General features: G+C 63.3%; 21 protein-coding genes. 8 read left to right on the top strand and 13 right to left on the bottom strand.

Annotated features, from left to right (window positions below):
* Positions 1 to 183: 183 nt before the first annotated feature.
* Positions 184 to 951, top strand: coding sequence for an HAD-IIB family hydrolase (locus tag ACI2JO_RS13940; RefSeq protein WP_024018495.1), 768 nt, complete (start codon positions 184 to 186; stop codon positions 949 to 951).
* Between the two features lie 100 nt (positions 952 to 1,051).
* Here ACI2JO_RS13940 and ACI2JO_RS13945 read toward each other — a convergent pair whose 3' ends face one another.
* From ACI2JO_RS13945 to ACI2JO_RS13960, 4 genes are all read right to left on the bottom strand, one after another.
* The gene (locus ACI2JO_RS13945; protein ID WP_024018494.1) at positions 1,052 to 2,341 is read right to left on the bottom strand and encodes a glycoside hydrolase family 130 protein; all 1,290 of its coding nucleotides are present in this window, start codon (positions 2,339 to 2,341) and stop codon (positions 1,052 to 1,054) included.
* 181 nt (positions 2,342 to 2,522) lie between these two features.
* Positions 2,523 to 3,560, bottom strand: coding sequence for an alcohol dehydrogenase AdhP (gene adhP, locus ACI2JO_RS13950; RefSeq protein ID WP_024018493.1), 1,038 nt, complete (start codon positions 3,558 to 3,560; stop codon positions 2,523 to 2,525).
* 57 nt (positions 3,561 to 3,617) lie between these two features.
* On the bottom strand, positions 3,618 to 5,138 hold the full coding sequence (locus ACI2JO_RS13955) for an aldehyde dehydrogenase family protein (RefSeq protein ID WP_404721267.1): 1,521 nt from the start codon (positions 5,136 to 5,138) through the stop codon (positions 3,618 to 3,620).
* Between the two features lie 226 nt (positions 5,139 to 5,364).
* Entirely contained in the window at positions 5,365 to 6,417 is a 1,053-nt protein-coding gene (locus ACI2JO_RS13960) for a retropepsin-like aspartic protease (protein WP_082679250.1), read from the bottom strand.
* Positions 6,418 to 6,552: 135 nt separating this feature from the next.
* Between ACI2JO_RS13960 and ACI2JO_RS13965 the strand changes: the two genes are divergently transcribed.
* The 7 genes from ACI2JO_RS13965 (at position 6,553) to ACI2JO_RS13995 (ending at position 12,243) form a co-directional block, all read left to right on the top strand.
* Positions 6,553 to 7,164, top strand: coding sequence for a hypothetical protein (locus tag ACI2JO_RS13965; protein ID WP_404721268.1), 612 nt, complete (start codon positions 6,553 to 6,555; stop codon positions 7,162 to 7,164).
* Positions 7,165 to 7,389: 225 nt separating this feature from the next.
* On the top strand, positions 7,390 to 9,108 hold the full coding sequence (locus ACI2JO_RS13970; RefSeq protein WP_031308709.1) for a copper resistance system multicopper oxidase: 1,719 nt from the start codon (positions 7,390 to 7,392) through the stop codon (positions 9,106 to 9,108).
* Positions 9,109 to 9,152: 44 nt separating this feature from the next.
* Positions 9,153 to 10,043, top strand: coding sequence for a copper resistance protein B (locus ACI2JO_RS13975; protein WP_404721269.1), 891 nt, complete (start codon positions 9,153 to 9,155; stop codon positions 10,041 to 10,043).
* Positions 10,044 to 10,091: 48 nt separating this feature from the next.
* Positions 10,092 to 10,541: a four-helix bundle copper-binding protein gene (locus tag ACI2JO_RS13980; protein WP_024018487.1), complete on the top strand. Its 450-nt coding sequence runs from the start codon at positions 10,092 to 10,094 to the stop codon at positions 10,539 to 10,541.
* Between the two features lie 312 nt (positions 10,542 to 10,853).
* Positions 10,854 to 11,348 carry a hypothetical protein gene (locus ACI2JO_RS13985; RefSeq protein ID WP_130752805.1) on the top strand — a complete coding sequence of 165 codons (495 nt, stop codon included), beginning with the start codon at positions 10,854 to 10,856 and terminating at the stop codon, positions 11,346 to 11,348.
* Positions 11,349 to 11,383: 35 nt separating this feature from the next.
* A complete protein-coding gene (locus ACI2JO_RS13990) occupies positions 11,384 to 11,821 on the top strand; it encodes a YeeE/YedE family protein (RefSeq protein ID WP_024018485.1) in 438 nt (145 codons plus the stop codon).
* Positions 11,818 to 12,243, top strand: coding sequence for a DUF6691 family protein (locus tag ACI2JO_RS13995; RefSeq protein WP_031308708.1), 426 nt, complete (start codon positions 11,818 to 11,820; stop codon positions 12,241 to 12,243). The genes ACI2JO_RS13990 and ACI2JO_RS13995 overlap by 4 nt, the downstream gene beginning before the upstream one ends.
* A 52-nt stretch (positions 12,244 to 12,295) precedes the next feature.
* Here the strand turns inward: ACI2JO_RS13995 and ACI2JO_RS14000 are convergent, their stop codons facing one another.
* The 9 genes from ACI2JO_RS14000 to ACI2JO_RS14040 all read right to left on the bottom strand — a co-directional run bounded on the left by ACI2JO_RS14000 (position 12,296) and on the right by ACI2JO_RS14040 (position 25,661).
* Positions 12,296 to 13,459, bottom strand: coding sequence for an MFS transporter (locus tag ACI2JO_RS14000; protein WP_161633892.1), 1,164 nt, complete (start codon positions 13,457 to 13,459; stop codon positions 12,296 to 12,298).
* A gap of 226 nt (positions 13,460 to 13,685) precedes the next feature.
* Positions 13,686 to 14,105 (bottom strand): response regulator transcription factor, encoded by a 420-nt coding sequence (locus ACI2JO_RS14005; RefSeq protein WP_024018482.1) that lies wholly within the window; start codon positions 14,103 to 14,105, stop codon positions 13,686 to 13,688.
* Positions 14,106 to 14,199: 94 nt separating this feature from the next.
* The gene (locus tag ACI2JO_RS14010) at positions 14,200 to 14,826 is read right to left on the bottom strand and encodes a response regulator transcription factor (protein ID WP_031308706.1); all 627 of its coding nucleotides are present in this window, start codon (positions 14,824 to 14,826) and stop codon (positions 14,200 to 14,202) included.
* Positions 14,816 to 16,348: a PAS domain S-box protein gene (locus tag ACI2JO_RS14015; RefSeq protein ID WP_066609063.1), complete on the bottom strand. Its 1,533-nt coding sequence runs from the start codon at positions 16,346 to 16,348 to the stop codon at positions 14,816 to 14,818. The genes ACI2JO_RS14010 and ACI2JO_RS14015 overlap by 11 nt, the downstream gene beginning before the upstream one ends.
* Before the next feature lie 467 nt (positions 16,349 to 16,815).
* Positions 16,816 to 18,294: a multicopper oxidase family protein gene (locus ACI2JO_RS14020; protein WP_031308704.1), complete on the bottom strand. Its 1,479-nt coding sequence runs from the start codon at positions 18,292 to 18,294 to the stop codon at positions 16,816 to 16,818.
* A gap of 447 nt (positions 18,295 to 18,741) precedes the next feature.
* Entirely contained in the window at positions 18,742 to 19,938 is a 1,197-nt protein-coding gene (locus ACI2JO_RS14025; protein ID WP_031308703.1) for an acetate/propionate family kinase, read from the bottom strand.
* Positions 19,935 to 21,356 (bottom strand): bifunctional enoyl-CoA hydratase/phosphate acetyltransferase, encoded by a 1,422-nt coding sequence (locus ACI2JO_RS14030; protein WP_066608841.1) that lies wholly within the window; start codon positions 21,354 to 21,356, stop codon positions 19,935 to 19,937. Before ACI2JO_RS14030 ends, ACI2JO_RS14025 begins: the two co-directional genes overlap by 4 nt.
* A 3-nt stretch (positions 21,357 to 21,359) precedes the next feature.
* The gene (locus tag ACI2JO_RS14035) at positions 21,360 to 23,120 is read right to left on the bottom strand and encodes a PHA/PHB synthase family protein (RefSeq protein ID WP_404721270.1); all 1,761 of its coding nucleotides are present in this window, start codon (positions 23,118 to 23,120) and stop codon (positions 21,360 to 21,362) included.
* A gap of 159 nt (positions 23,121 to 23,279) precedes the next feature.
* Positions 23,280 to 25,661: a phosphoketolase gene (locus tag ACI2JO_RS14040; RefSeq protein WP_404721271.1), complete on the bottom strand. Its 2,382-nt coding sequence runs from the start codon at positions 25,659 to 25,661 to the stop codon at positions 23,280 to 23,282.
* Between the last annotated feature and the right edge of the window lie 30 nt (positions 25,662 to 25,691).

The raw sequence follows: 25,691 nt of genomic DNA on the forward strand, positions 1-25,691 counted from the left end.
GCCATCGATGTGCGCGACGAGGTGGCGCGCAAAAAATGTGCAGCGCCGCACGAGCCGGGCCAAAGGCGGATCCGCTGCGGCATCTTGGAAAGGCGCATCGCGTTCGGAGATCCACCAGAGCCGGCGATCGTGCCTTAGCGCCGCCTACCTGCCGAGCGACCGCACCCTGATTGGAGTCCACCGATGAAGCGACTTTTCGCCTTCGATCTCGACGGCACGCTGGCTGAAAGCAAGCAGCCGATCGACCAGAATATGGTCGAGTTGCTTGCCGCGCTGCTCGATCTCGTCGGCGTCGCGGTTATCTCCGGTGGCGACTGGCCGCAGTTCGAAGCGCAAGTCGTGTCGCTGCTGCCGAGCAGTGCCAACCTCCGGCAGCTCTTCATTATGCCGACGACGGGCACCAAACTCTACCGTTTCGAGAGCAGCTGGAAACCAGTCTATGCTGATGTGTTCGACCCCGACGAACGCCAGCGCATTCTGCGCGCGTTTGAACAGGCTCTGGACGAGATGGACCTGGCGCACGAGAAGATATGGGGCGAGCGGATCGAGGACCGCGGAAGCCAGATTACTTTCTCTGGACTTGGACAGGAGGCGCCGCTCGATGCAAAGAAAGCGTGGGATCCCGACTTCGCCAAGCGCAAGGCACTGCAGGCGGCGCTTCGATCACGACTGCCGGAATTGTCCGTCAACGTGGGAGGATCAACCTCCATCGACATTACTCGCCAAGGTATCGACAAGGCCTACGGAATGCGCCGTCTTTCCGAGGAATCCGGCATTCCGCAGTCGGCCATGCTGTTCATGGGGGACGCGATCTATCCCGGTGGCAATGACGATCCCGTTCGCGCAGCCGGAATCGACGTAATCCCCGTGCGAGACGTGGCGGAGACCCGAACCGCGATCATGGCAATCCTCGCTTGCCTCGCGCCTGATCCCGCTCTGGCCGAGCAATAACCACAGGTGCGAGATGACCCGCCGCCCGGGCGCGTCTCACGCCGGCCGGAACAAGAATTCTCCACCCGGCGGCCGACTATTCCCTGTGAGCCAAAGTGACCTACTCCATCACATCGAGGAGATTGTCGATCGATGCCGTAGCGAAGGCAGTAAAGCTGTCCGCCACGCCATAAGGGAGCAACATCGTCCGACCCTGAACAATCGCACCGCAACTGTAGACGACGTTGGGCACGTAACCGTCTCGCTCGTGGGGACTGGGGAAGAGCACCGGGCGCGGCGTGCGGGCCAGCAGCTTCGATGGGTCGTTTTTGTCGAGCAGACACGCGCCGATGCAGTAGTTTCGCACCGTGCCGACACCGTGGGTCATCACCAGCCAGCCTTCGTCGAGCTCGATCGGCGACCCGCAATTTCCCACCTGCACGAATTCCCAGGGGAACTTTGGCGTAATGAGCTTTTCGCCCCCTTCCCAGTTCAGCAGCTCATCGGAAAAATGTAGCCAGATGTTCTTGCTGTCCTGACGCCCAAGCATTGCGTACTTGCCCGCGATGCGCCGCGGAAAGAGGGCCATACCCTTTCCGCTCGAGGCGCGACCGCTCAGAACGCGCATGTCGAACGACCGAAAATCGGACGTCGTCAGCAATTCCGATCGCACTTGGCCCCCGCCGAACGCGGTATAGGTTCCATGATAGATCATGCTGCCGTCATCTTCGCAGAAGCGGACGAGGCGCGTATCTTCGATGCCTTGCGTTTGGCTTGGCAGTACCGGGAACAGCACGGTCTCCGAAATCGACCTGCCACCAGCGCAGCAAAGGCGCGCCGCTACGCCCTCACCTCTCGGACAGGTATCGATAAGGGGCGCTACCGATGTCGGACTGGCATCATCGACGACGAGCGCTCCTCCCGGCGTCCAGGTGCCAGTGCGGAACGTCACGGACGACACATGTCCCTCGCCAATTCCCCGCAACGAGATCACGAAACGGATGGTGCCTTCGGCAAGACCCGACTGGTCGGGATGGAGTACCGCGCTTGGATTGAACAAGGCGGCCGCCTCATATGCAAATTCCTCGCTGCAATAGGCACCGATCAATCGTCGTTGCGCAGCGTTCGTCCGATCAGCGCCTTTAATCCGACCGGCGATATCGTCGAATTGGCGAAGCAGCATGGCATCAACATCACGATGGTTCTCGTCCAGCGACAGCGTCACGCCTTTCAACTGGCGGGCCAACTCAGCCTCGTCGAGACCCATGATCAGGTCGACTGTCTCCTGCGTGCGGGATGGACCGTCGTCGAAGCCTCTGGGGTAACTCGGCTCAAATGGCCGGACGACAGTGCGTGATGGATCGGGTCGAAGCACGCGGTCGTAAAAGGTGAGCTTGGCGCGTTCGGTCATGCCGGCCGGTCTCCACCCAGGGCGCTGCCGCGACCAAGGAGATCTATGACCGCTTTGTGCCGGTCCCACGGTACGAGAAAACTCGCCCCGGGGTCGCGGCACGTGACCCGCCGACGTCGAGAGCCGAGGCTAACTCGATGCGAGAGCGGTTGTTCCGCGCAGGCTTTGAGCGAGCGCGCCGTCACTGGGCGCCGCCCTCGAAGTCGATCACGATCCGGCCTTCGATTTCGCCATGATGCATGCGCGCGAAGATGTCGTTGATATTCTCCAGCGTGTCCGTCGTGACGGTCGCGTGAACCTTGCCCTCGGCGGCAAAATCAAGGGCTTCCTGCAGATCGAGGCGAGTGCCGACAATGGAGCCGCGAACGGTGATCCCGTTGAGGACCGTGTCGAAGATCGACAGCGGAAAGTCGCCTGGCGGAAGCCCGTTCAACGCCACCGTGCCGCCCCGCCTGACCATGCCGAGTGCCTGCTTGAATGCGATCGGCGACACGGCGGTGACAAGTGCGCCATGGGCGCCCCCGATCTCCTTCTTGATGAATGCCGCGGGGTCGACGTTGCGCGCGTTGACGGAGAGATCTGCGCCCAGTCGCTCCGCGAGCGCGAGCTTGGCGTCGTCGATATCGACGGCCACGACATTGAGCCCCATCGCCTTGGCATATTGCACGGCCATATGCCCGAGACCGCCGATGCCCGAGATCGCCACCCAATTGCCGGGCCGTGTGTCCGTGACCTTCAGCCCCTTGTAGACCGTCACGCCGGCGCACAGGATCGGGGCGATGTCGATGAACCCGATATTGGCCGGCAGGTGACCGACATAGTTGGGATCGGCGAGAACATATTCGGCAAAACTGCCATTCACCGAATAGCCGGTATTCTGCTGGGCCTCGCAGAGCGTTTCCCATCCGCCGAGGCAATGAACACAGTGCCCGCAGGCGGTGTAGAGCCAGGGGACGCCGACACGGTCGCCCTCCTTCACATAGGTCACGCCGCTACCCACCGCGACCACATGACCGACACCCTCATGGCCGGGAATGAACGGTGGATTGGGCTTGACCGGCCAGTCCCCCTCGGCCGCGTGAAGGTCTGTATGACAAACGCCGGTCGCCGCGATCTTCACCAGGATCTGGCCCGGGCCAGGCATCGTGACCGGCACTTCCTCGATCACCAGCGGTTGGCCAAATTCGCGTACGACCGCAGCTTTCATGGTCTTGTTCATCGTGGTGTTCCTTGCAGAGGCGGCCGCGCGGATTGGCCGCGGCCTGGGTGAGCCGGGTCAAAAGAGGCCGAGGGCCGTCTCGTCGTAGCTGACCAGCAGATTCTTGGTCTGCTGATAGTGGTCGAGCATCATCTTGTGGTTTTCACGCCCGAACCCGGAGGCCTTATATCCTCCGAACGCCGCGTGCGCGGGATAGGCATGATAGCAGTTGGTCCACACCCGACCGGCCTCGATCGCGCGGCCCAGCCGATAGGCATGATTGCCGTTACGGGTCCACACACCGGCGCCCAATCCGTAGATGGTGTCGTTGGCGATCGAGATCGCGTCCTCGATCGTCTTGAACGGGGTCACCGACAGGACCGGCCCGAAAATCTCCTCCTGGAAGATCCGCATCTTGTTGTTGCCGACAAACACGGTGGGCTCGACGAAGAAGCCGTCGTCGAGCTCGCCTCCCGGACGGGCGCGCTGCCCCCCCGTCAGGCACTCGGCGCCTTCCTGCTTGCCGATGTCGATATAGCCCAGGATCTTGTGGAGCTGGTCCTCCGACGCCTGCGCGCCCATCTGCGTGAGCGGATCGAGCGGGTCGCCGACCCGGATCGCCGCGACGCGCGCGACCGCCCTTTCGACAAACCGGTCGAAGATCGATTCGTGGACCAGCGCGCGCGAGGGGCAGGTGCAGACCTCACCCTTGTTGAACGCGAACAGGGCGAAGCCTTCCAGCGCCTTGTCGAGGAAATTGTCGTCCTCGTTCATGACGTCCGCCAGGAAGATGTTCGGGGACTTTCCGCCCAGCTCCATCGTCTGCGGGATCAGGTGCTCGGCGGCATAGCCCATGATCTGCCGGCCGGTCGTCGTTTCGCCGGTGAAGGACACTTTCGCAATCCGCGGATTGGCCGCGATCGCGCGTCCGACCGACCCACCCGGTCCGGTCACGATATTGACCACCCCCGGCGGCAGGATATCGGCGGTCAGCTCGGCGAACAGCAGCAGCGAAAGCGGCGTCTGCGAGGCGGGCTTGATGACCGTGCAGTTGCCGGCCGCGAGCGCCGGGGCAATCTTCCAGGCCGCCATCAGCAGCGGGAAATTCCACGGAATGATCTGTCCGACGACGCCCAGCGGCTCGCGGAAATGATAGGCGATCGTCTTCTCGTCGATTGTCGAGATCGACCCTTCCTCCGCGCGGACGCAGCCGGCGAAATAGCGGAAGTGATCGATGGCCAGCGGCACATCGGCGGCGCGGGTCTCCCGGATCGGCTTCCCGTTGTCCATGGTCTCGGCCAGCGCGAGCAGCTCGAGATTGTCCTCGAGCCGGTCAGCCACGCGATTGAGGATCCTTGCGCGCTCGGCGGGGCACATGCGCGCCCAGCCCTCCTTCGCCCGGTGGGCAGCATCCAGCGCTGTCTCCACATCCTCTGGCGAAGACTTCGCGATCTCGGCGAGCTGCCGGCCGTTGATCGGACTATGGTCCGTAAAATATTCGCCGCGTATCGGCTCCACCCATCGTCCACCGATGAAGTTGCCATAACGCGACGGTGCGTGACCCTTCGCCCGGACGGTGTCGATCGCTTGCTGGAACATGAAACATCTCCGCTATACATGGCCCGGCGCCCAGGTGTGCGGCACCGCGGACTCAATATTCTCCCTCGCAGGAGGGCTGCGTTGCGGATGTGCGAGATGACGACTTTGCGAAGTATTGGGATTGTTACGTAGCGGCTGATAGAGCAATCCGGGGCCGGTTGGATGCGGTGTCGATCGGCAACAAGAAGCCGTGCGTCGCGACCGAACGCCGACACGGGCGTCAACGTCAGTAATAATCTGCGAGCGTCAGCAGCCGCACGATACCGGATCCGTCGACGAGCCTGAAGTGGGTGCCGGCAGGAAGGAAGCGCCAGCGCCAAAGCTGCCCACGCGTGTAGCTTGCATTGATTGGCCGCCCGTCGATACGGACGATCCGATCGCCGACCGACCAGCCGCTCTTCTCGGCCGGACTATGGACCGCGACATGGGCGACGGTCAGGGCGGAAGGCGAAACCGCCAGGCCGAAGCCTGAACGGTCTTTCAGCATCGGGAGCCTGTGTTTTGGCGGCGCCGGACGCAGCCACAGGCTTTCCGCAGTGATATCCATGATCACATCGAATTGCGCGATGAGCGGCAATCCGATGCTCCCCACCGCGCTGTCGGATTGCCAATGATCCAGCCCCGCCACCGGCACCCCGGCAATGTGCACTTCGCCGATAACAATGTCGTCCAGAACAAAGGCGGTCACAATCTGGACCCCATCAAGGCTTCCCAGCGCCGCGGTCGACCGGGCCTTGCCGGCGAGGAGGTCCTGCGCAGCGACAAAGGGGGTAGAGAGCATGAGCGCATTTGCGCTCCCGAGATCGAAAATGAGTTGCACGGGGCTCCCGCCCCCGATCGACGCTGTGACCAGCAGTTCGCTGCGAGTCCCGTGCGTCAGAGGAAGGCGACGCCAGCCGCTCCCGCCGGCAAAACTCCCCGTCGGGGCGAAGCCGATCCGGTCCTGCGTGAAGTCGAGGGCGACACAGCGCCCCGCCAAGATGTCCTCCCCCAGGACCAGATCGATCGGGCGCCCGAATGCGGACGATATCGCCGCAAGGTCGCTCACGATGGCGAACGGCAAGCGCCTGCGATCGTCGGCGACGGTGAGGGCAACGTCGCTGATCTCGGTGACCTCGACGCGGCCACCGGTGCCGCGAATGATCCGTTTCCCGGATGGGGCGATATCCAGACTCTCCACCAGGCGCGTATTGATGATCGAAGCGGCGCTTCCGCTGTCTAGAATGGCGCGGACGGGACTGCCGGCCACCTCTGCCGAGACCATCAGCGTATCGCCCATCGCGATCTCCGCTGACGTCCAGGCAAAGGAACCCCACCCATCGCCTGCGCGGGCGAGAGACGTCAGAGGGAAGCCAGCCGACGAGGCGCCCAGGAGCGACGCGGCGGACAGGCCGCGGGCGAGAAGCGTCCGGCGATGCATCCTGTGATAAGCGTCCGCGTCGTTTTCCAATCTGCCCTGCCTGCTTCTGGAAAACCGCCCCGTTCGATCGACGCCGCACAGGCGGTCTCATTGCCCGGCATGATCGTTCGCATGCTGCGCCGGCGGCAGGCATCCGTAACAAAACGTATATTTCCCGAACGGCTCGAACGGCACTTCTGCTGGCATCTTCAAACGGATCGAAATCTTGCGGTCCCCACGTCCAATTCTTCGAGGAGCCAAGTCATGCAGAATATTTTCCGTAGCAAAGCTGGCCTGATCGTCCCCGCCATCGCTGCGCTTGTCGCGCTCTCGGCGACGCAGGCTTGGGCGGATGAGGCCCCGCCGGTGCCGGCAAAAGTCGTCAAGCACCAGAACCACGAGGCGCATCAGGCCCATCAGGCAGGGATGAAGCATGGCGCGAGACAGATGCATGACGAGATGATGCACGACCATCAGATGGGCGTGAACGCGTCGGGCGGCATGCAGATGGGATGTGGCGGGGCGGCCGGGTGCAAGGACAAGATGCCGATGGCGCCCAAAGCGAAGCCGGACCAGGCGCCGCCCGCCGCCAGCATGCCCGCCACGCCGATGAGCGACGACATGTAGGAAGCGCGGAAGTGAAGGGCCGACAGCGTTGGCGAGACAGATGCGAGGGTCCGGCAGATACGGATGTCTCCACCGGACGCTGATCCTGCGCGCCTTTCACTTCCTCGGCCGGGTTTCATGCGCCCCTGACCCCGCCTGCCCGGTCGGCCGTCTCTGCGACCATGCCCCCGCGGGGCAATCGGCTCCGCGGCGTCTCTTCAGGTCTGGTTCCGAAAGTTCAAATTGATGCGGACTCTACTTCCCCCGCTTGCCGATACGACCACCGGTCGCCGAGGCTTCGTGCAAGGTCTTTTGCTCGCGACAGCCCTTGCCACGCTGGGTTGGCCCGCGCACGCGCTCGCGGCACCGGCGGTGAAGACGCCGGACGTGCTGAGCGGCACCGAGATCGATCTCGACATCAGCCGGGTCACGGTCAACTATTCCGGAAAAGCGAGCGTCGCCACGGCCGTCAACGGGAGCGTGCCGGGCCCGCTGATCAGGCTGCGCGAAGGCGACGCTGTAACGATCAGGGTCAAGAACAGTCTGGATGAAATGACCAGCATCCATTGGCATGGCCTGATCCTGCCGACGGACATGGATGGCGTGCCAGGGATCAGCTTTGGCGGAATAGCGCCGGGCGAAACCTTTACCTACCGCTTTGTCGTGAAGCAGAGCGGCACCTTCTGGTACCATGCTCATACATTGGCGGAGCAGACGGGCCTTTATGGCCCGATGATCATCGAATCGAAGAGCGAGACGCCCCTCGCCGCCGACCGCGACTATACGGTCATGCTCAGCGACTGGACGGACGAGGCTCCGCTTCAGGTCTATCTGAACCTGAAGAAGATGAGCAGCTATTATAATTTCGCGCAGCCGACCGCCGGCGATTTTGCGCGCGATGCCGGCAAGCTCGGGCTGGGCGGTGCTTTGTCGAAGCGCGCGATGTGGAACAAGGCGCGCATGAATCCGACCGATCTGAGCGACGTGTCCGCCGCCACCTACACCTATCTCCTGAACGGCGCGCCCTCCGCCAGGCACTGGACGGGCATCGCGAGCAAGGGCGAAAGGGTTCGCCTGCGCTTTATCGGCGCCGGAACCGCCACCTATTTCGACGTTCGGATTCCCGGCCTGATGCTCACGGTCGTCGCCGCCGACGGACAACCCGTCGAGCCGGTCGACGTGGATGAATTCCGGATCGGACCCGGTGAAACCTACGACGTCATCGCGACCATCGCGGACGACAAGGCCTATGCGATCTTCGCCCAGTCCATGGATCGCACCGGCTTTGTCCACGGCGTGCTCGCGCCGCGTGACGGCATGAGCGCGGACATTCCCCCGGTCGATCCGCGCTCCTGGCTCGATCCGATCGACATGATGGGTGGGATGGCCGGGATGGCGGGGATGGGACCGGCCGGTCACGACCATGGCATGGTCGAGACGACACCCAAAGCCCGCCATGCGCGTACCGAATATGGTGCCAATACCGACATGCGCGTCGACTTTCCGCGTACCAATCTCGATGATCCCGGCGTCGGGCTGCGGCGCAATGGGCGCCGGACCCTGACCTATGCGGATCTGAAGACAGCAGGGCCGGCGGCAGACCCCCGCGAACCGCAGCGCGAGATCGAACTCCATCTGACCGGCAACATGGAACGCTTCGTGTGGGCATTCGACGGCGTGAAGCTCAACGATTCGAAGCCCCTGCATTTCACCCCGAACGAACGGCTCAGGATCATCCTCGTCAACGATACGATGATGACCCACCCGATGCACCTGCACGGGATGTGGAGCGATCTTGAATCGCCCGACGGACAGTTCCAGGTCCGCAAGCACACCATTTCGGTGCAACCGGCCCAGCGCGTGGCCTTTCGCGTGACGGCCGACGCGATGGGCCGGTGGGCCTTTCACTGCCACCTTCTCTACCACATGGCGGCGGGCATGTTCCGCGAGGTGGTCGTGGCATGACAAGCTCGCGCTCAACTTGGTTGCTGGCTCTCACCGGGCTCGCGATGACCACCATCACCGAACCCGCGCTCAGCCAGCAGGTGAAACCCGCGGGCAACGCCGAGGCCGCCAGCTCCAATGATCAGGCCATGCCGCCGGATATGCAGATGGGCGACCAGCAAAAAGATGGCAGCAGCGCGCCCCCGATGAACATGCCCGGCATGGACATGAGTGGCGGAAAGCCCGACGCCGATGCGCGCGACCCGGACGCTTATTCCGACGGCTACAGGAATTCGACGCTGCCCGGCTATGAGATGGCCGACAAAATTTCGGTGGCCAAGGTGCTCGTGGATGAGCTCGAGTTCCTCACGAACAAGCAAGGCCAAGGCATCAGCTGGTCGGGTCAGATTACCAATGGCCCGGACAACGACAAACTCTTGCTGCGGAGCCAGGGCCTGAAACAATCCGGTGAGCGGCTTGATCCGGAATCCTCGGTCGAGGCGTTCTGGTGGCACGGACAGCGCCCGTTTTGGGGAACGATCCTTGGCGTGCGTCAGGACATCGGCCCGGGAGCCCATCGCTGGATCGCCGGGGGGATCGAGGGCCTGGCCCCCTATTGGTTCGATGTCCAGCTGACCGGCTACGTTGGAGACGATGGCCGTCTCGCGGCACGTCTGAAGGCATCCTATGACGTGCTGCTCACCAACCGCCTCATCCTCGTACCGCAGCTGGAATCGAACGCCTACAGCAAGGCGGCTCCCGAGCGCGGGCTCGGCGGAGGCCTGAGCAACCTCGAGCTCGGCTTGCGGATGCGCTACGAGATTCACCGAAAAGTCGCTCCCTATGTCGGCTTTGTATGGGAGCGCTCCTTTGGTGAGACGGCGGATTTTCGTCGCCTTGCTGGCGAAAATCCCACCGAACACCGGTTTGTGGCTGGCTTACGGATCTGGTGGTGAGACGCGCGCTGAACCGCAGCGGCTAAACTTTTTGGAAAGGACCAAATCATGCTTGATCGTCGCGCCGTCATCGGTTCGGGACTCACCTTCGCGGCGCTTACCGGGGCTGTCGCCGCGGCAGGCCCGGCCATCGCGGCGCCAAGGAAGCGTGGTGACGGCATGATGACGCTCGACGAGTGCGTCGACAGCTGTATCGCATCGCACCGCATGTGCCTGGAAACCGCGCGATACTGCACCGAGCAAGGCGCACCGGCTCATATCGAGGCGACGCACATCGCTTTGCTTCTGGACTGCGCGGAGCTCTGCCAGACAACCGCCAATTCCATGCTGCGCCGATCGCCGCAGCATGCCCTGTTGTGCGACGCCTGTGCCCGGATGTGCGAAGCCTGCGCGCGCGATTGCGCGAAGATCTCCGGCGACGCCCGCATGCAGGCCTGCGCCCAGACCTGCAGGGATTGCGCGGCGAGCTGCAAGGAAATGGCCAGTATGGGAATGTGATCTGGCCGGTCACCGCTTGCCTCCGGATCCGCACCCGACGTTCATTCCGCAAGCCACGCGACCGGCCAATCAGCCGCGGGCACGATCGTGCCAGATTTCCGCTGCGGACCGCATGTTTGCCGGCCCCAGGCCACCCGTCTGAGCCAGCAACAACTTCCCGGCGCTTTGCGTTCTGGCGCAACAGCATCTGGCATATCCGTCCCGCACTCATAGGGCGCCGCATCCGAGCCGGCATAAGCACGAGAAGCATTCGTATATTTCCGTAGAGACCCGGCGCGACCCAATTGCGACTTTCAATGCATGGAGGCGGTCATGAACGAGTGCGATATTCCTTACTTGCTACGGCGCGTGCGCGCCCACCGGTCACAGGCAGCGGCGGCGAATTGCCCCGAGGCGCGCTTGATCCACCGACGCTTCGTCGAGAATTATCAGCATTTGCTGGTGGGAATACGGCGGGACCAACTTCGTGAGCGAGGCGACCGGGGAAGCCAGCCTTGTGCTGAACGCGCCTGCCTTTGCGAAGGGCAAGACCCGGAAATGGCCCAGAGCCGTCGCGCAACATCCGCAGCCGCCGCAGCGGGTGAACGTGGAGAAAATGAGGCGGTCCCAGCCATTCGGTACAAGCCGGCCAGCGTACTGGTCCATCACGACCTGACCGCCCTTGGCCGACAGAGCGTTCCTGAAGCCCCTCAGCTTTTCAACGCGAACGTAACTGTCGCGACGGCCAGTGCTGCGACGGCGGCACACCAACGCATCAACCCTGCCGACCGCCAGGCTCAAGCGATGGCGATGGACGCCACAGCCTGAATGGCGCCATTGAGGTTGCCGCTGGATATGCTCTGATGGACTGGACCAACGCCACGCCGCTCGCTGCCTTGACGGGCGGAATATTGATCGGATTGGCGTGCGCGATCATGTTGCTCGGCCTCGGCCGGATAGCGGGCGTGAGCGGCCTCGCCGCGCGTGCCTTCGCCCTCTCACAGACTGGCCCGCCCTGGAGCATCGCTGCGGCTTTCATTGTCGGCCTGCCGTTCGGAGCGGGGATCGTGAACCTGATCTCAGGTCCGGTAATTGCCCGTTTTCCATCCTCGCCGGCGGTGGTCCTGATCGGCGGGCTGCTGGTCGGCTTCGGTACCCGGATGGGCAGCGGCTGTACCAGCGGCCACGGCGTGTGTGGCCTCTCCCGCCTGTCAGCGCGATCGATCGTAGCAACTTTGAGCTTCGTGAGCTTTGGCTTCGCGACCGTCGCGGTGATGCGCGTGCTAGGCGTTTCGTGGTGAGGGTCCGCATCCCTATCGCACTCATTGCCGGGCTCCTGTTTGGCGCAGGACTCGCCTGTTCCGGCATGTCAGATCCGACCCGCGTGCGTGCCTTCCTCGATCTGTTCGGAGGCCGCTGGGACCCTACGCTTGCTTTCGTGATGGGAGGCGCCATCGCCCCGATGGCCTTGGCCTGGGTGATCCGGCGGCGGATGGAGACGCCACTTGCCGACAGCCGCTTCTCGCTGCCGGATGCCCGCGAGATCACCGCGCGCCTGATCGGCGGTAGTGCAATCTTCGGGATCGGCTGGGGAATTGCCGGCCTCTGCCCCGGTCCGGCGATTGCGGACCTTGCCATCCGCCCGACGCTTGCCGCGCCCTTCGTGATCGCGATGCTGGCAGGGTTCGCGGTGCACCGCTTCATCGATCGCCCGAAGATCTGAATCGGAGCCGGCCCTTTGATGTACTTTGACGACGGAGCGAACGAGAGGCGCCTCAATCTTTCAACCGTAACGTCATCGCCGTGACCGCCAACGCGGCGGCAGCGGCAAGCCACAGCATCAAATGCTCCGACGCGCTTGCCCATCCAGTGACGATCGACGCCGCAGCCTGACTGGCGCTCACCGCCGCGTACTGGAGCGCAAGGCCCGAACCCTGCGTGCCCGGAGACGCTTTCGACGTCAGATAATTGGTGAGCAGCTTCAGCGTCGCGGTGCTCCAGCCGGCGAGCAGAAATACAGGCACGAGCACCCACAAGGTCCGGGCGAAGACGGCAATGATCAATGCGGCGGCCAGCCCGGCGAGCATTGGCCGCAACAGCCAGGCCGCGCCGACCGTGACTCTGCGCCCTGTGAACGGGACGAGCTGCGCCACCAGCATCGCTGCACCGCACAGAGCGAACAGCATCGAGACGTTCTCGCGGAACAGATCCCGCGCGCCCGATCCAAGCGACAACGTCAGATGCAGAACGGTGAGGCACCCGGACGCAATGGCCGAGATCAGGAGCAGCGGGACAAGCGCCTCACGCGCTTTCGGGCGTGGAACGCTGCCGACCGGACCAGTGGCACTTTCCCGTGAAACCAGAAGAAGACCGGGCATGGCGATCGCGCTCAATGCAGCTGGCGCCAGGAATGGCGACGTTGCTCCGAGCGCCACCGAAATTTCTCCAAGGAGCGGGCCGGTCAGGTCGCCCGCGAAGACCAGGGCGTTCAGCCAGGTGAACTGACGCGCTCGCCGAACCAGATCTGGTGAACGATCGGCGACCATCGCAAATGCCGTCGGCACGACGGCCGCCGCAAACACGCCATTGAGCAACCGCAAAACATAGAGTCGCTCGAATCCGACCGCGGAATACAACGCCATTGTCAGGCTGAAACCCAACAGCCCCACGACCAGGATCGGCCACCGTTTCCACCGGTCGGAAATCCAGCCCCATAACGGCGCCGAGAGACACCCTGCGATCTGGGAAACCGTGACCAGGGCGACGACAAGGCGCCCTCTCGCGAGGGCACTCGCGTCCGGAGACATTTGACCCACCATTTCTGGCAGGAATGGCAGGACGACGCTATTACCCAGGGCAACCGCCGTGGCCGCGAAGAGAAGAACGACGAAGCCAAGTTCGCCCCGATCGCGCGCCGCTTCGATGACCGTGGCGGGCAAGCTCGCCTCCATATGCTACGACCCGGCCATGAATACCCGGATCGCGCTGGCCCCGCCCTTGCAGTCACCAGGGCCGGGCGCGCCCGCGAAGAAGATCGCACGCGGAATCGCGCGCATATCCACCATCAGAAGGCGGCGGAGAAAATGCCTTGTGGGACGAGCGCCGGTCCCGGGAAGGTGCGAGGATGTCGCAGAGGTTCCGATCACGGCGCGATATTCCATTTCCCTAGCAGTGATCGCTGCCAACTTTCCGCCCGGCGGAGATTACTTCGCCGATGGTCTGTACCAGCACACCATCGCGCAGAGGTTTCTCGAGCACAGCGGCAAAGCCCGCTTCCTGCGCGCTTTCGGCGAGCTTATCGGCGTAATGCGCCGTGATCAGGATCGCCGGCCCACACCAGCCCGCCGACCGAAGCTTCCTCAGGATCGAAATGCCGTCGATGTCCGGCATAAGATAATCGACCACGAGGCAATCGCCCGATTGCGTTTGCGGATCGAGCAGCAAGGCAGTGCCACTCGCATAGGACAGGACGCCAAAGCCGCGGGACCGCAACAAGAGATGAAGGGACCTGCGTACCGAGACATCGTCGTCAGACAACAGGATCAGGGCCGCTTTCTCGCTCGTTTGGTGATCGATAACGCCCATGACCGACGATGCTGCCTCTTCGCTGATCCACCCTCGGATCCTGGGCATGCATCGCAAATGAACAGGAGGCCGTCGCTACGTAGTGATCCCAAGCTCACGATTCCGGCGCATCGCCCAATCCGGCCGAAAACGCGATCCTCAGCGCGTCCGACAGGCTATGCACTTCGAGCTTGGTCATGAGGTTCGCCCGATGAACTTCCACCGTTCGAGTCGATATGTCGAGATCATAGGCGATGGTCTTGTTGGGAAAGCCGTTGGCGAGGCCGATGAGAACCTCTCGTTCGCGAGGCGTGAGCACGGCGACCCGCACCCTCGCCTCCGCCTCTCGAAGCGACCGCGCGTCGGACTTATCGAGCCTCGAGAAAGCCACGCCGATCGAGGCCAGGAGCGCGGTCTTCTCGAACGGCTTCTCCAGGAAATCGACCGCCCCTGCCTTCATGACGCGAACCGCGATCCCGACATCGCCATGCCCGGTCAAAACGATCACCGGCATGGTGACACCACGCTCTGCAAGCACCTCCTGGACCTCGAGCCCGTCCATGCCGGGCATGCGAACGTCAAGCAGAATGCATCCCGGCTCAGCGGTCTTGACGGCTTTCAGAAACGCAATGCCGGAGGCATAGGTCTGGACGGCGAATCCCGATGTCTTCAGCATGAAGCCGGCCGACTTGCGGATGGATTCTTCGTCATCGACCAAATGGACAATACGTTTAGGCGTCATGCTCATCCTCCGGGCGGGCCTGCATCAAGGTGAAATGAAAAGCAGCGCCTCCGTTCGGCGCGCCGTCGGTCCAGATCCGGCCGCCATGGGCTTCGATGATCGTTCGACAGATCGAAAGGCCAAGGCCCATGCCGTCGGTCTTGCTGCTCACAAAGGCTTCGAAAAGTTGGGGCGCGACCTGCTCGGATATGCCTGGGCCCGTGTCCGCCACGGACACCTGAACCATTGCCTTCGGCCGCCGCCGCGTCGTGATCGTGAGGTCGCGAATGGCGACCTGCGCCATCGCCTCGACCGCATTGCGGATCAGATTCACGAGGACCTGCTGAACCTGTATGCGATCGGCGAGCACCGGCGAGGCCGCCGGATCAAAATCGAAAAAACTGCGAACGCCTCGTTCACGGGCGCCGACAAGGCCGAGAGCAGCGGCTTCCTCAATCAGCCGCGGCAAATCCTCGATCCGCTTCTCGGTCTCCCCTCGCGCCACGAAATCACGAAGTCTTCGGACGATATGCCCCGCGCGGTGGGACTCCTTAGCTGCCTCGTCGAGCGCGTCGCGCACGATCGCGACGGTCTCGGCATCGGGATCGACAAGCAGGTCGCGCGTCGTTTCCAGATAATTGGCGATCGCGGTAAGCGGCTGGTTCAACTCATGGGCCAGCGTCGACGCCATCGTGCCCATCGCGCTGAGGCGCGAGACGTGAATCAATTCGGCTTGCAGCTCCTTGAGCTGCAGTTCGTTGCGGTCGCTTTCTGTCAGGTCGTGAATGAAGCCCGTGAAGACGCGGTGGCCACGGTGACCGGCCTCTCCGATCGAGAGTTCCATCGGAAAGGTGGTACCGTCCCGCCGTTGGCCAACGACGATCCTGCCAATACCGATGATCCGCCGTTCGCTCGTCGACAGATATCGGCCGATATAGGAATCATGCCGTTCACGGTCCGGGGACGGCATGAGGCTGCTCACATTGGCGCCGAGCACCTCTGCTTCCGAATATCCGAACAAGCGCTCGGCCGCGGCGCTGAAGGACGTTATCAGCCCGCGCTCATCGATGATGACCATGGCATCGGGAACTGTATCCAGGATCGACTGGAGATGCTGCTCGCGGGCAACGATCGCTTCCTTGGTCGCGGCTTCATCGGTCGTGTCGCGCAGGATCTTGCCATAGCCGCTCAGCTGGCCGGCCTCATCGTGGAGCGCCGTCGTCGTCAGAAGGGCGAGGAACTCCGACCCGTTTTTCCGAACGCGCCAAGACTCTTGCTCGACCCGGCCAAGCTGCTCCACCTGCGCGAGGTGCCTATCCGCAACGCCCGCCGCGATATCTTCCGCGCAATACAGGAACGAATGGTGTTTCCCGATCGCATCGGAGCTGGCCCATCCCGTAATTTCTTCACAGCCGGCGGTCCAAACTGTCACGAGGCCCTTAGGGTCAAGCGCATAGACGGCGTAATTTGGCGCGCTCTTCACTACCTGAATGATCGTGCCCGAATCGGGATCGAGGCCATTCGCCTTTTGGCTCTCAATCATGCCCCCATCCATCTCCCCGTCATCCACAGTCAAACAAGGTTAGAATGGATTTGCGGACAGGCGCCGACAGCCGTCGGAGGCAGGGTTTCTGCCATCGTTCCCACCATGCACCCGGCGAGCGAAAATCGGCGTTGGCTTTCGAAACGAGACATCAAGCGTGGCTCCCCATAACTCTATACGCAGGAGCAGCGGTTACCCCTCACGCTCCGTTTCCCCGGTCACGGCGTCCGAGCTATCGGGCTGCGCCAAGATCATCATTGTGGACCTTGGACCATAGTCCTGGGTCAAGCGATATTGACGAGCCTAAAACGGCAGCGCCTGGAGAGTTCATGCTGTCACGAAGATGTCGCTGGACGAGAGTGGCACGGCCAGGCGTTGCCGTCCGAGCGACAGGGGCCACCGGCGTTGGCCGCGTCCGTGAGATGCACCCGCTCCTGGCAGGCTTTGGGCGACGCACCCGGATTGAATCAACCGACCGTGAATTGCCCCATCATGCCTTCATCCTCATGTTCCAGGATATGGCAGTGATACATAAAAGGTGCTTTGGTGGCCGGCTGGTCGAACCGGACCAACAATTCTACCGCCTCCTTCACGACGATCGTATCGCGAGGCCCCTGATCGAGAAGGTCCGGGTCGTCGCCATCGCGGCGTAGCACGTCGAAATGCACGCCGTGGATATGGAAGGGATGCGCCATCTTCTTCCCGGAGACTTTCCATATCTCGACGTCCCCGAGACCGACTTCCTCGTCGATGCGATCAATGTCGAACGGCCTGTCGTTGATCGCGTATGCGCCGTCATCGCTGTCCATCATACCGCCCATCGACATATTGAGCACGAAGCGCCGGCGCCTTACGGCCGCTTCAGGATCTGGTACGGTGCGTGCCGCCAGGAGCAGTGGTACAGCGGCTGCGGCCCGCCCGCCCAAGCCCGGGCGCGGTGAGAAGGTCAGCACCGTCTCCGTCGTTGAAGCGTCGTCTTCATCGTCGTGATGGTCGCCCATCATTCCCATACCTCCCATCATCCCCATCATCGACGCGCTCGCATCTTGAGCGGTGACCAGAGCGACCGGCTTGCCATCGGCGAAGCTTACCAATATCTCGGCACGCTGGCCGGGTGCCAGGGTGAGGGCCTGCAGTTCGACGGACCTCGCCAGGAGACCGCCCTCGGTGCCGATCCAATGAAACGTCCGGTCATCGCTGAACGAAAGCTCATAGATGCGGGCGTTCGAACCGTTCACGAGCCGCAACCGCACCAGGCGGTCCGGAACATCGGCCCGAGGCGTGGGTGCGCCATTGACCAGAATCGTGTTGCCACGGCGGCCCTGCGAAGCAACCATCATGCCGGTCGGCATGACCAGCCGGCCATCCTCGAATTGCCGGTCCTGAATCAGGACGGGCAGATCATCAACGCCATAGTCCGACGGCAGTCCAAGGCCCTGCTCTTCCTCATCCGTCACAACCAGCATGCCCGCGAGCCCCGAATAGACTTGCTCACCCGTCAACCCATGCGCATGCGAGTGATAGAAGAGGGTCGCCGCCGGCTGGCGGATCGGCAGCGTAGGACGCCAGGTCGCACCGGGAGCGATCAGCTGGTGCGGGCTACCGTCCAGTTCGCCCGGCACGAGCAGCCCGTGCCAGTGAACCGTTGTGTCAGCCGACAGGCTGTTGCCGACGGTCATCGTCACATCGTCGCCGCGGTGAACCCGCAGCGTCGGGCCGAGATAGCTACCATTGTACCCGAGCGTGGCGCTTCGCCGGCCAGGGAAGAACGTGGTCTCGCCTTCCTGTGCTCTCAGGTTGATCAGCTGGCCGTGTTGGCGCGCGTCGACCAGGCGCGGGATCGGAAGCGTCCCGGCACGCTCGGGCGAACCGAATTTTCGCGTACACGCCGCCGCCAGGAGCAGACCCCCGCTCGCCAGCAACGTCCGCCGGTTCAGTAACATCATGACCGCCTCCTGGTTGGCGCGGAGCGCCTGCTTTGCTAAATGCGAATTCAGCGAGCCACCAGCTGATCGAGGATCGGGCATCCCGACCGGTCGTCACCACCGCATCGATCCGCGAGATCGAGCAGCGGCACGCGCGTCGTCTGGAGCTTGCGAGCCTGACAGCTGTTCGGCGCGCGTGATGGGCAAGCGACATGACCTCGGCCTGGAGCGCTCGAAATCGCTCCAAAGGGAGAGGGAGACGAGATCCGCGATCTCCACGATAGGAAAACCGAGATCGCGAGCGATCGCGCGATAAAATGGCAACTGGTGGGCGGGAAACGAACAGTCGCGATAACCCGTTATCGCTGCGAAGCCTGGTTCGCATCAGGGCGATCTTCTCATAGTGCCGGATCACCCGCGGTGATACACTGCTCCGCCGGTGCGTGACCGAAGGATCAACACGCGGCCTCACCGCCGCCCCCTTCCATGGCGATTGATAAGAGCGACCGTATGATCGGCGATCACGCGCTCCTCATCAGTGGGAACGATCCGCACGATCACTCTGCTATCTGGCGCGCTGATGACAGGCGCATTCGATGCATTTGCGTCGAGATCAAGAATGACGCCAGTCCAAGCTAAGCGCTCGCAAATCGCAGCCCTAATCTCTGAATCATTCTCGCCAATGCCGGCGGTGAAGACGAGACCGTCGAGACCGCCGAGCGCGGGAATGAGAGCGGCGGCCTGACGGCCAGCTTGCTGGACGAAAAGGGCGACCGCCTCCTTCGCTTCCGGCGCGTCGCTTGCATGCAACGTACGCATATCGCCTGAAATCCCGGACACACCGAGTAAGCCCGACTGCTCATAGAGCAACGTCTCCACCGCCTGTGCGGCCATACCGACCTGAGTCTGAAGATGAAGCACCACGCCGGGGTCGATCGCGCCCGAGCGCGTGCCCATCATCAATCCGTCAAGCGCCGTGAAGCCCATCGTCGTATCGACGCTCGCCCCGGCACGCATTGCGCACATGCTCGCACCGTTGCCTAGGTGCGCGGCGATGACGCGGCCTGCGGCCAGAGCAGGGTCGATCTCGCGAAGGCGGCCCGCAATGTATTCATAGGACAAACCGTGAAAGCCATACCGGCGCACGCCCTGGCCGTGAAAAGCGCGCGGAATCGGCAGGCGCGTCGCCAACGGCGGCATGCCATGGTGAAACGCGGTATCGAAGCAGGCGATCTGCGGCAGCAAAGGCGCCAGCAGGCGCAAGGCCCGGACCGCGGCGAGGTTATGCGGCTGATGGAGCGGCGCCAATGGGATCAAGGCATCGAGCGCATCCAGCAAAGTATCATCGATGATCTGCGGCGCGGCGAAGCGCACGCCGCCATGGACGATACGATGGCCGATCGCGGCGACCTTGCGGTCTCCCAATTGGGTTGCCGCCCAGGCAAAGAGGTCCTCGAGCAGATTCTCGTGCGAGAGTGCGTCCCCGCCCGGCCACGTCTTTTCCACGATGGTCTCGCTGCCCGCGTCGCGCGCGACGAGCCGGGGGCTAGTGCCGATACCCTCGATCTTGCCGCCCGCATCGAAGTCGAGCTGTCCGCCCGACAAGCGATAGAGCGCGAACTTGATGCTCGACGAGCCGGCATTGAGACTGACGATCGCCTTCATGCCGGCTTCGCTATCGGGCCGGGCGTGGCTCTGGGGGCGGCCCGCGCCAGCAACAGCGCGATTGCGCATGACGCTACGCTGGTGCGGAGCGAATCCGCCCGGCTGGTGAGAATGATGGGTACCCGCGCGCCCAGCACCACGCCGGCCGCGTCCGCGCCGCCGAGAAAGGTCAGCTGCTTGGCAAGCATATTGCCGGCTTCCAGATTGGGAACGACGAGGACTTCGGCGCGCCCTGCAACGGGGGAGACGATGCCCTTGTCCTTTGCCGCCTTCTCGCTGATCGCGTTGTCGAAGGCGAGCGGACCGTCAAGGACGCCGCCGACGATCTGTCCGCGATCGGCCATCTTGCACAAGGCGGCCGCATCGAGCGTCGAGCGGATCGCCGGATTGACCGTCTCCACGGCAGACAAGATCGCGACCTTCGGACAGGCGATGCCGATGACATGCGCGAGGTCGATCGCATTGCGGATGATATCGGCCTTGTCTTCCAGGCTCGGATCGATGTTGATCGCCGCGTCGGTGATGATGAGCGGCGCCGGATGCCCGGGGACGTCCAGCAGATAGGCATGACTGATGCGGCGCTCGGTTCGCAGGCCCGTCGCAGCCGGAACGACAGCACCCATAAGTTCGTCGGTGTGCAGCGATCCCTTCATCAGCAGCAGTGCTTCGCCCGAGCGGACCAGTTCGACCGCACGCGCCGCGGCGGCATGGCTGTGGGGCACGTCGATCAGGCGGAGGGCACCGATATCCTTGCCGGCGTCCTTGGCAGCCACACGGATGCGAGCCTCGGGGCCGATCAGGATCGGCACGATCAGGCCGGCTTCGGCAGCGGCTGCCGCAGCCAGGATCGCGGCGGTGGTGCAGGGATGTGCGATCGCCGTGGGAACGGGCTCGACGCTTCTCGTCATCTCGATCAGCCGGCGGAAGCCGTCATGATCCGAGAGCTGGATATCGGGCAGCGCCATGCGCGGGCGCCTTACTTTCTCGGTTGGCGCTTTGACCTCAGCCTCGCCGTTGATCACCTCCTCGCCGGCCTGGTTGATGCAGCAACAGTCGAAGACGACGATATGATGCTTGGCGCGCTTCTCGCGTACCGTGACCGACGCGACAATCGTATCCCCCAACCCTACGGGTCGCTTGAACCGAAGGCTCTGGCTCAGATAGATCGCGCCCGGCCCAGGGAGCTGCGTGCCGAGCACGGCCGAGATCAGACCACCACCCCATAGGCCGTGCGCGATCACCCGCCCGAACATGTCGCCGGCGGCATATTCGGCATCGAGATGGGCCGGATTGACGTCGCCCGAAACCAGGGCGAACAGCTGAATGTCCTGCTCGCCCAAGGTCCGCGTGACGCTCGCCGTCTCACCCACGACGATCTCGTCGAAGGTCCGGTTCTCGATCATTTTGAGGCTGCCCATTGCTCAGCGCTCCAGCACATAATGGCCGGGTGCATCGCAGAGCGCTACGAGGCCCCTGTCCGGATTACCCATCGGCGGCGGGGCCTGCAGCGCGCCGGAATGATCGCCGAGCCAGGCCGCCCAGTCCGTCCACCACGATCCGTCGCGCGCCTCGGCCTGGTCCAGCCAATCGTCCGGATCGAGCGCGGGGCGGTCGAGGACGCGGGTCGCGACATGATAGCTGCGGTGGCGATGCCCGGGCTCGGACACGATGCCGGCATTGTGGCCGCCGCTGGTCAGGACGAAGCGGATCTCGGCGCTGCTCAGCCAGTGCAGCTTGTGGACCGACCGCCACGGCGCGACGTGATCGCGCTCGGTCCCCACCACGAAGATGGGCTGACGCAGCGACGAGAGCGTGATGGTGTGCCCCTCGACCTTGAACCGGCCTTCGGCAAGATCGTCATAGAGAAAGAGCGTGCGCAGATACTCGCTGTGCATGGCGTAGGGCATGCGCGTTCCGTCCGCATTCCATGCCATCAGGTCGGTCATGGGCTCGCGCTCGCCCATCAGATAGGTGCCGAGGATCTGCGACCAGATCAGGTCGTTGGACCGCAATATCTGGAAGGCGCCGCCCATCTGGCTACTGTCGAGATAGCCACGGCTCCACATCATATTGTCGAGCAGGTTGAGCTGTGCCTCGTCGATGAACAGGCCGAGCTCGCCCGGCTCGCTGAACTCGGTCTGCGCCGCGAACAGGCTGAGCGATGCGAAGCGTTCGTCGCCGTCGCGAGCCATGGCCGCCGCCGTGATCGCCAGCAGCGTCCCGCCGAGACAATAGCCGACACCGTGGACCTTGGCCGAGCCCGTGATCGCCGTGACCGCGTCGAGCGCCGCCATCGGCCCGAGGCGGCGATAGGCGTCGATATCGAGGTCGCGGTCCGCGCTCTGCGGATTATGCCAGGACAGGACGAACACGGTATAGCCCTCGGCCACCAGCCAGCGGACCAGCGAATTCTCCGGCGACAGGTCGAGAATGTAATATTTCATGATCCAGGCGGGAACGATGAGGATCGGCTCGGGGCGGACAATCCCGGTCGTCGGCGCATATTGGATGAGCTCGACCAGCGCGTTGCGGAACACCACCTTGCCGGGCGTGATCGCCACCGTCTCCCCGGCGCGGAACGCCTCAGTCCTTACGGGCGGCTCGCCTCGGGCGCGCCGCTCCGCATCCTCCATCCAATGCTTCGCACCCTCGACCAGGCACTCACCACCGGACTCGATGATCTTGCGCTGGAGCACGGGATTGGTCGCGAGGAAGTTGGTGGGCGCGATGACGTCGAGCATCTGCCGTGCCGCGAACGCCACCATCTCTTCATGATGCCTGGACACGCCGCTGATGCCGGTGGTCGCCGCATGCCACCATTGCTGGGTGAGAAGGAAGGATTGCGAGATCAGGTCGAAAGGGAACTGCCGCCAGGCCGGATCGATAAAGCGCCGGTCCTGCGGTAGCGGCTCGATCGCCGGCGCGGCATCGACCTGCCCCACACGTCGCACGGCATAATCGGTAATCCGCTGGACCTTTCGCCCTGCCTTGCCGGCAAGCTGCAGCCGCTTGCCCGGCGATATGGTGAGATGAGCACACCAGTCCAGCCACGCCTGCATCATTGTCACCGGCGACAGGCCAGAGGTCATCTGCGCGATTGCCGCGGCCGAGGCATGGTCGAGCGTCCGGGCGACGCCGTCGAGCGGGTCGCACTTGGCACAGTCTGCGGACGTATCGATCATGCAGCGTTTCTCCGGGGGGACGTCGCGGCATGCCCGGCATGGCTCGAAACAACATTACGTAATGTCCCCAGATGCTTGTGCGTTCACGAGCGCACGCGCAGAATGCCTGCCATGTCTCCCGAGGCGCGGTTCTCCCAAACCGCTCGTTCCGGTGACGCCTCAGGCTCCAGAGGGCCACCGCCAATCGCGAACGGCAGGCATATCGATCCCGTGTGCCGCAATGTACCGCTTGTGCTCGACCAGTTCATCATCGATCGTCTGCCTGGCGTAGGCGGCCGCACTATCGGGCAGCTCCACATGGTCGATAACCTTCTCCATGAGATGGAAGCGGTCGAGATGGTTTCGGACCACCATGTCGAAAGGCGTCGTCGTCGAGCCCTCCTCTTCGAAACCGTGAACGTGGATATTCTGGTGGTTGGTGCGCTTGTAGGTAAGCCGATGAATTAGTGCCGGATAACCATGATAGGCGAAGATGACCGGCTTATCCGTCGTGAAGAGCGCGTCGAACGCGCTGTCGCTGAGCCCATGAGGGTGCTGGCTGTTGGGCTGCAACGTCATCAGATCGACGACGTTGACGACGCGAACCTTAAGGTCGGGGAGTTGCACGCGCAACAGGCTGACCGCGGCCAGTGTCTCCAGCGTAGGAACGTCGCCAGCACACGCCATGACGACATCCGGCTCTCCGCGGCGATCGTTGCTGGCCCAATCCCAGATACCGATGCCGCGCGTGCAGTGCTTGATCGCCGCATTCATGTCGAGCCACTGCGGCGAAGGTTGCTTGCCGGCGACGATGACATTGATTCGGTCCCAGCTGCGCAGGCAATGGTCGGTGACAAAAAGCAGGGTATTGGCGTCGGGCGGGAAATAGACCCGCACGATGTCAGCCTTCTTGTTGACGACATGATCGACAAATCCGGGATCCTGATGGCTGAAGCCATTATGATCCTGGCGCCAGACGTGAGAGGTCAGCAGATAATTGAGCGAAGCGATCGGGCGACGCCAGGGCACCTCCTTCGCCGTCTTCAGCCATTTGGCGTGCTGGTTGACCATCGAATCGACGATGTGGATGAACGCCTCATAGCAGGAAAACAGGCCGTGGCGGCCCGTCAGCAGATAGCCTTCCAGCCATCCCTGGCAGCAATGTTCGCTCAGCACCTCCATCACGCGTCCGCTGGGATCGAGATGGACATCGTCCGCGATCGTCTCCGCGTCCCAGCTCCGGTCGGTGGCTTCGAAGATCGTCTGCAACCGGTTGGATGCCGTCTCGTCCGGGCCGAAAACGCGGAAGTTGCGGGCCTGAGCGTTCTCCCGCATCACGTCGCGCAGGAACGTGCCCATCACCTGCGTCGCCTCGCCGTCGCTCTGGCCGGGATGAACGACCGGGACCGCGTAGGATGCGAAGTCGGGTAACCGCAGAGGGCGCATCAGAGCCCCGCCATTGGCATGCGGATTGGCACTCATCCGCCTGTCGCCAGCCGGTGCCAGAGCCGCGATTTCGGGCCGGAGCCGCCCGCCATCATCGAACAGTTCTTCCGGGTGGTAGCTGCGCATCCATTCCTCGAGCAGCCCAAGATGCTCGGGCTTGTCCATCGTGAACGGGACCTGGTGCGCCCGCCAGAAGCCTTCGCTCTTCTGCCCGTCGACGATCTTGGGTCCGGTCCAGCCCTTTAGGCTGCGCAGGACGATCATCGGCCAGAGCGGACGCGTCGTGACCCCACCGTCGCGCGCGGCCTTCTGGATCGCGTGTATCCGATCGACCGCGTCGTCTAGCGCGGCCGCTATCGCCCGGTGCATCGCGTCCGGCTCCTCGCCGTCGACGAAGATCGGCAGGTAGCCATAACCGCGAAACAGCGCGTCGAGCTCGGTGTGCGAAATGCGCGCAAGGACAGTCGGACTTGCGATCTTGTAACCGTTGAGATGCAGGATTGGCAGAACGGCCCCGTCGGTCGCGGGATTAAGGAACTTGTTGCTGTGCCACGAGGTCGCCAGCGGTCCGGTCTCCGCTTCGCCGTCGCCGACGACGCAAGCAACGATCAGATCGGGATTGTCGAAGGCGGCGCCAAACGCATGCAGAAGAGAATAACCCAGTTCACCACCTTCATGGATTGAACCGGGCGTATCGGGTGACGCATGACTGGGAATGCCGCCAGGGAAGGAGAATTGCCGGAAAAGCTGGCGCAGGCCATCTTCGTCGGGACCGATGGCAGGATAGACTTCGCTATAGGTGCCCTCGAGCCATGTGTTGGCGACGACACCTGGTGCGCCATGACCAGGCCCGGCGATGAAGAGCGCATTGAGGCCGCGCGCCTTGATGACACGATTGAGGTGCACATAGAGGAAGTTAAGCCCGGGGGTCGTACCCCAGTGTCCAAGCAGCCGCGGCTTGACGTGATCCATCTTGAGCGGTTCGCGGAGCAGCGGATTATCGAGCAGATAAATCTGTCCAACCGAGAGGTAATTGGCGGCGCGCCACCAGGCGTGGATCAGGCCGATCTCATCGCTGGAGAGTGGCTGGCCATTCGCCTCGGGCTGCGGGTCCATGGTCATTCTTCCTGAAACTGAAAAGGCATG

Origin of the sequence: Sphingomonas sp. NPDC079357, from assembly GCF_044901155.1 — a bacterium.
Classification (GTDB): Bacteria; Pseudomonadota; Alphaproteobacteria; order Sphingomonadales; family Sphingomonadaceae; genus Sphingomonas.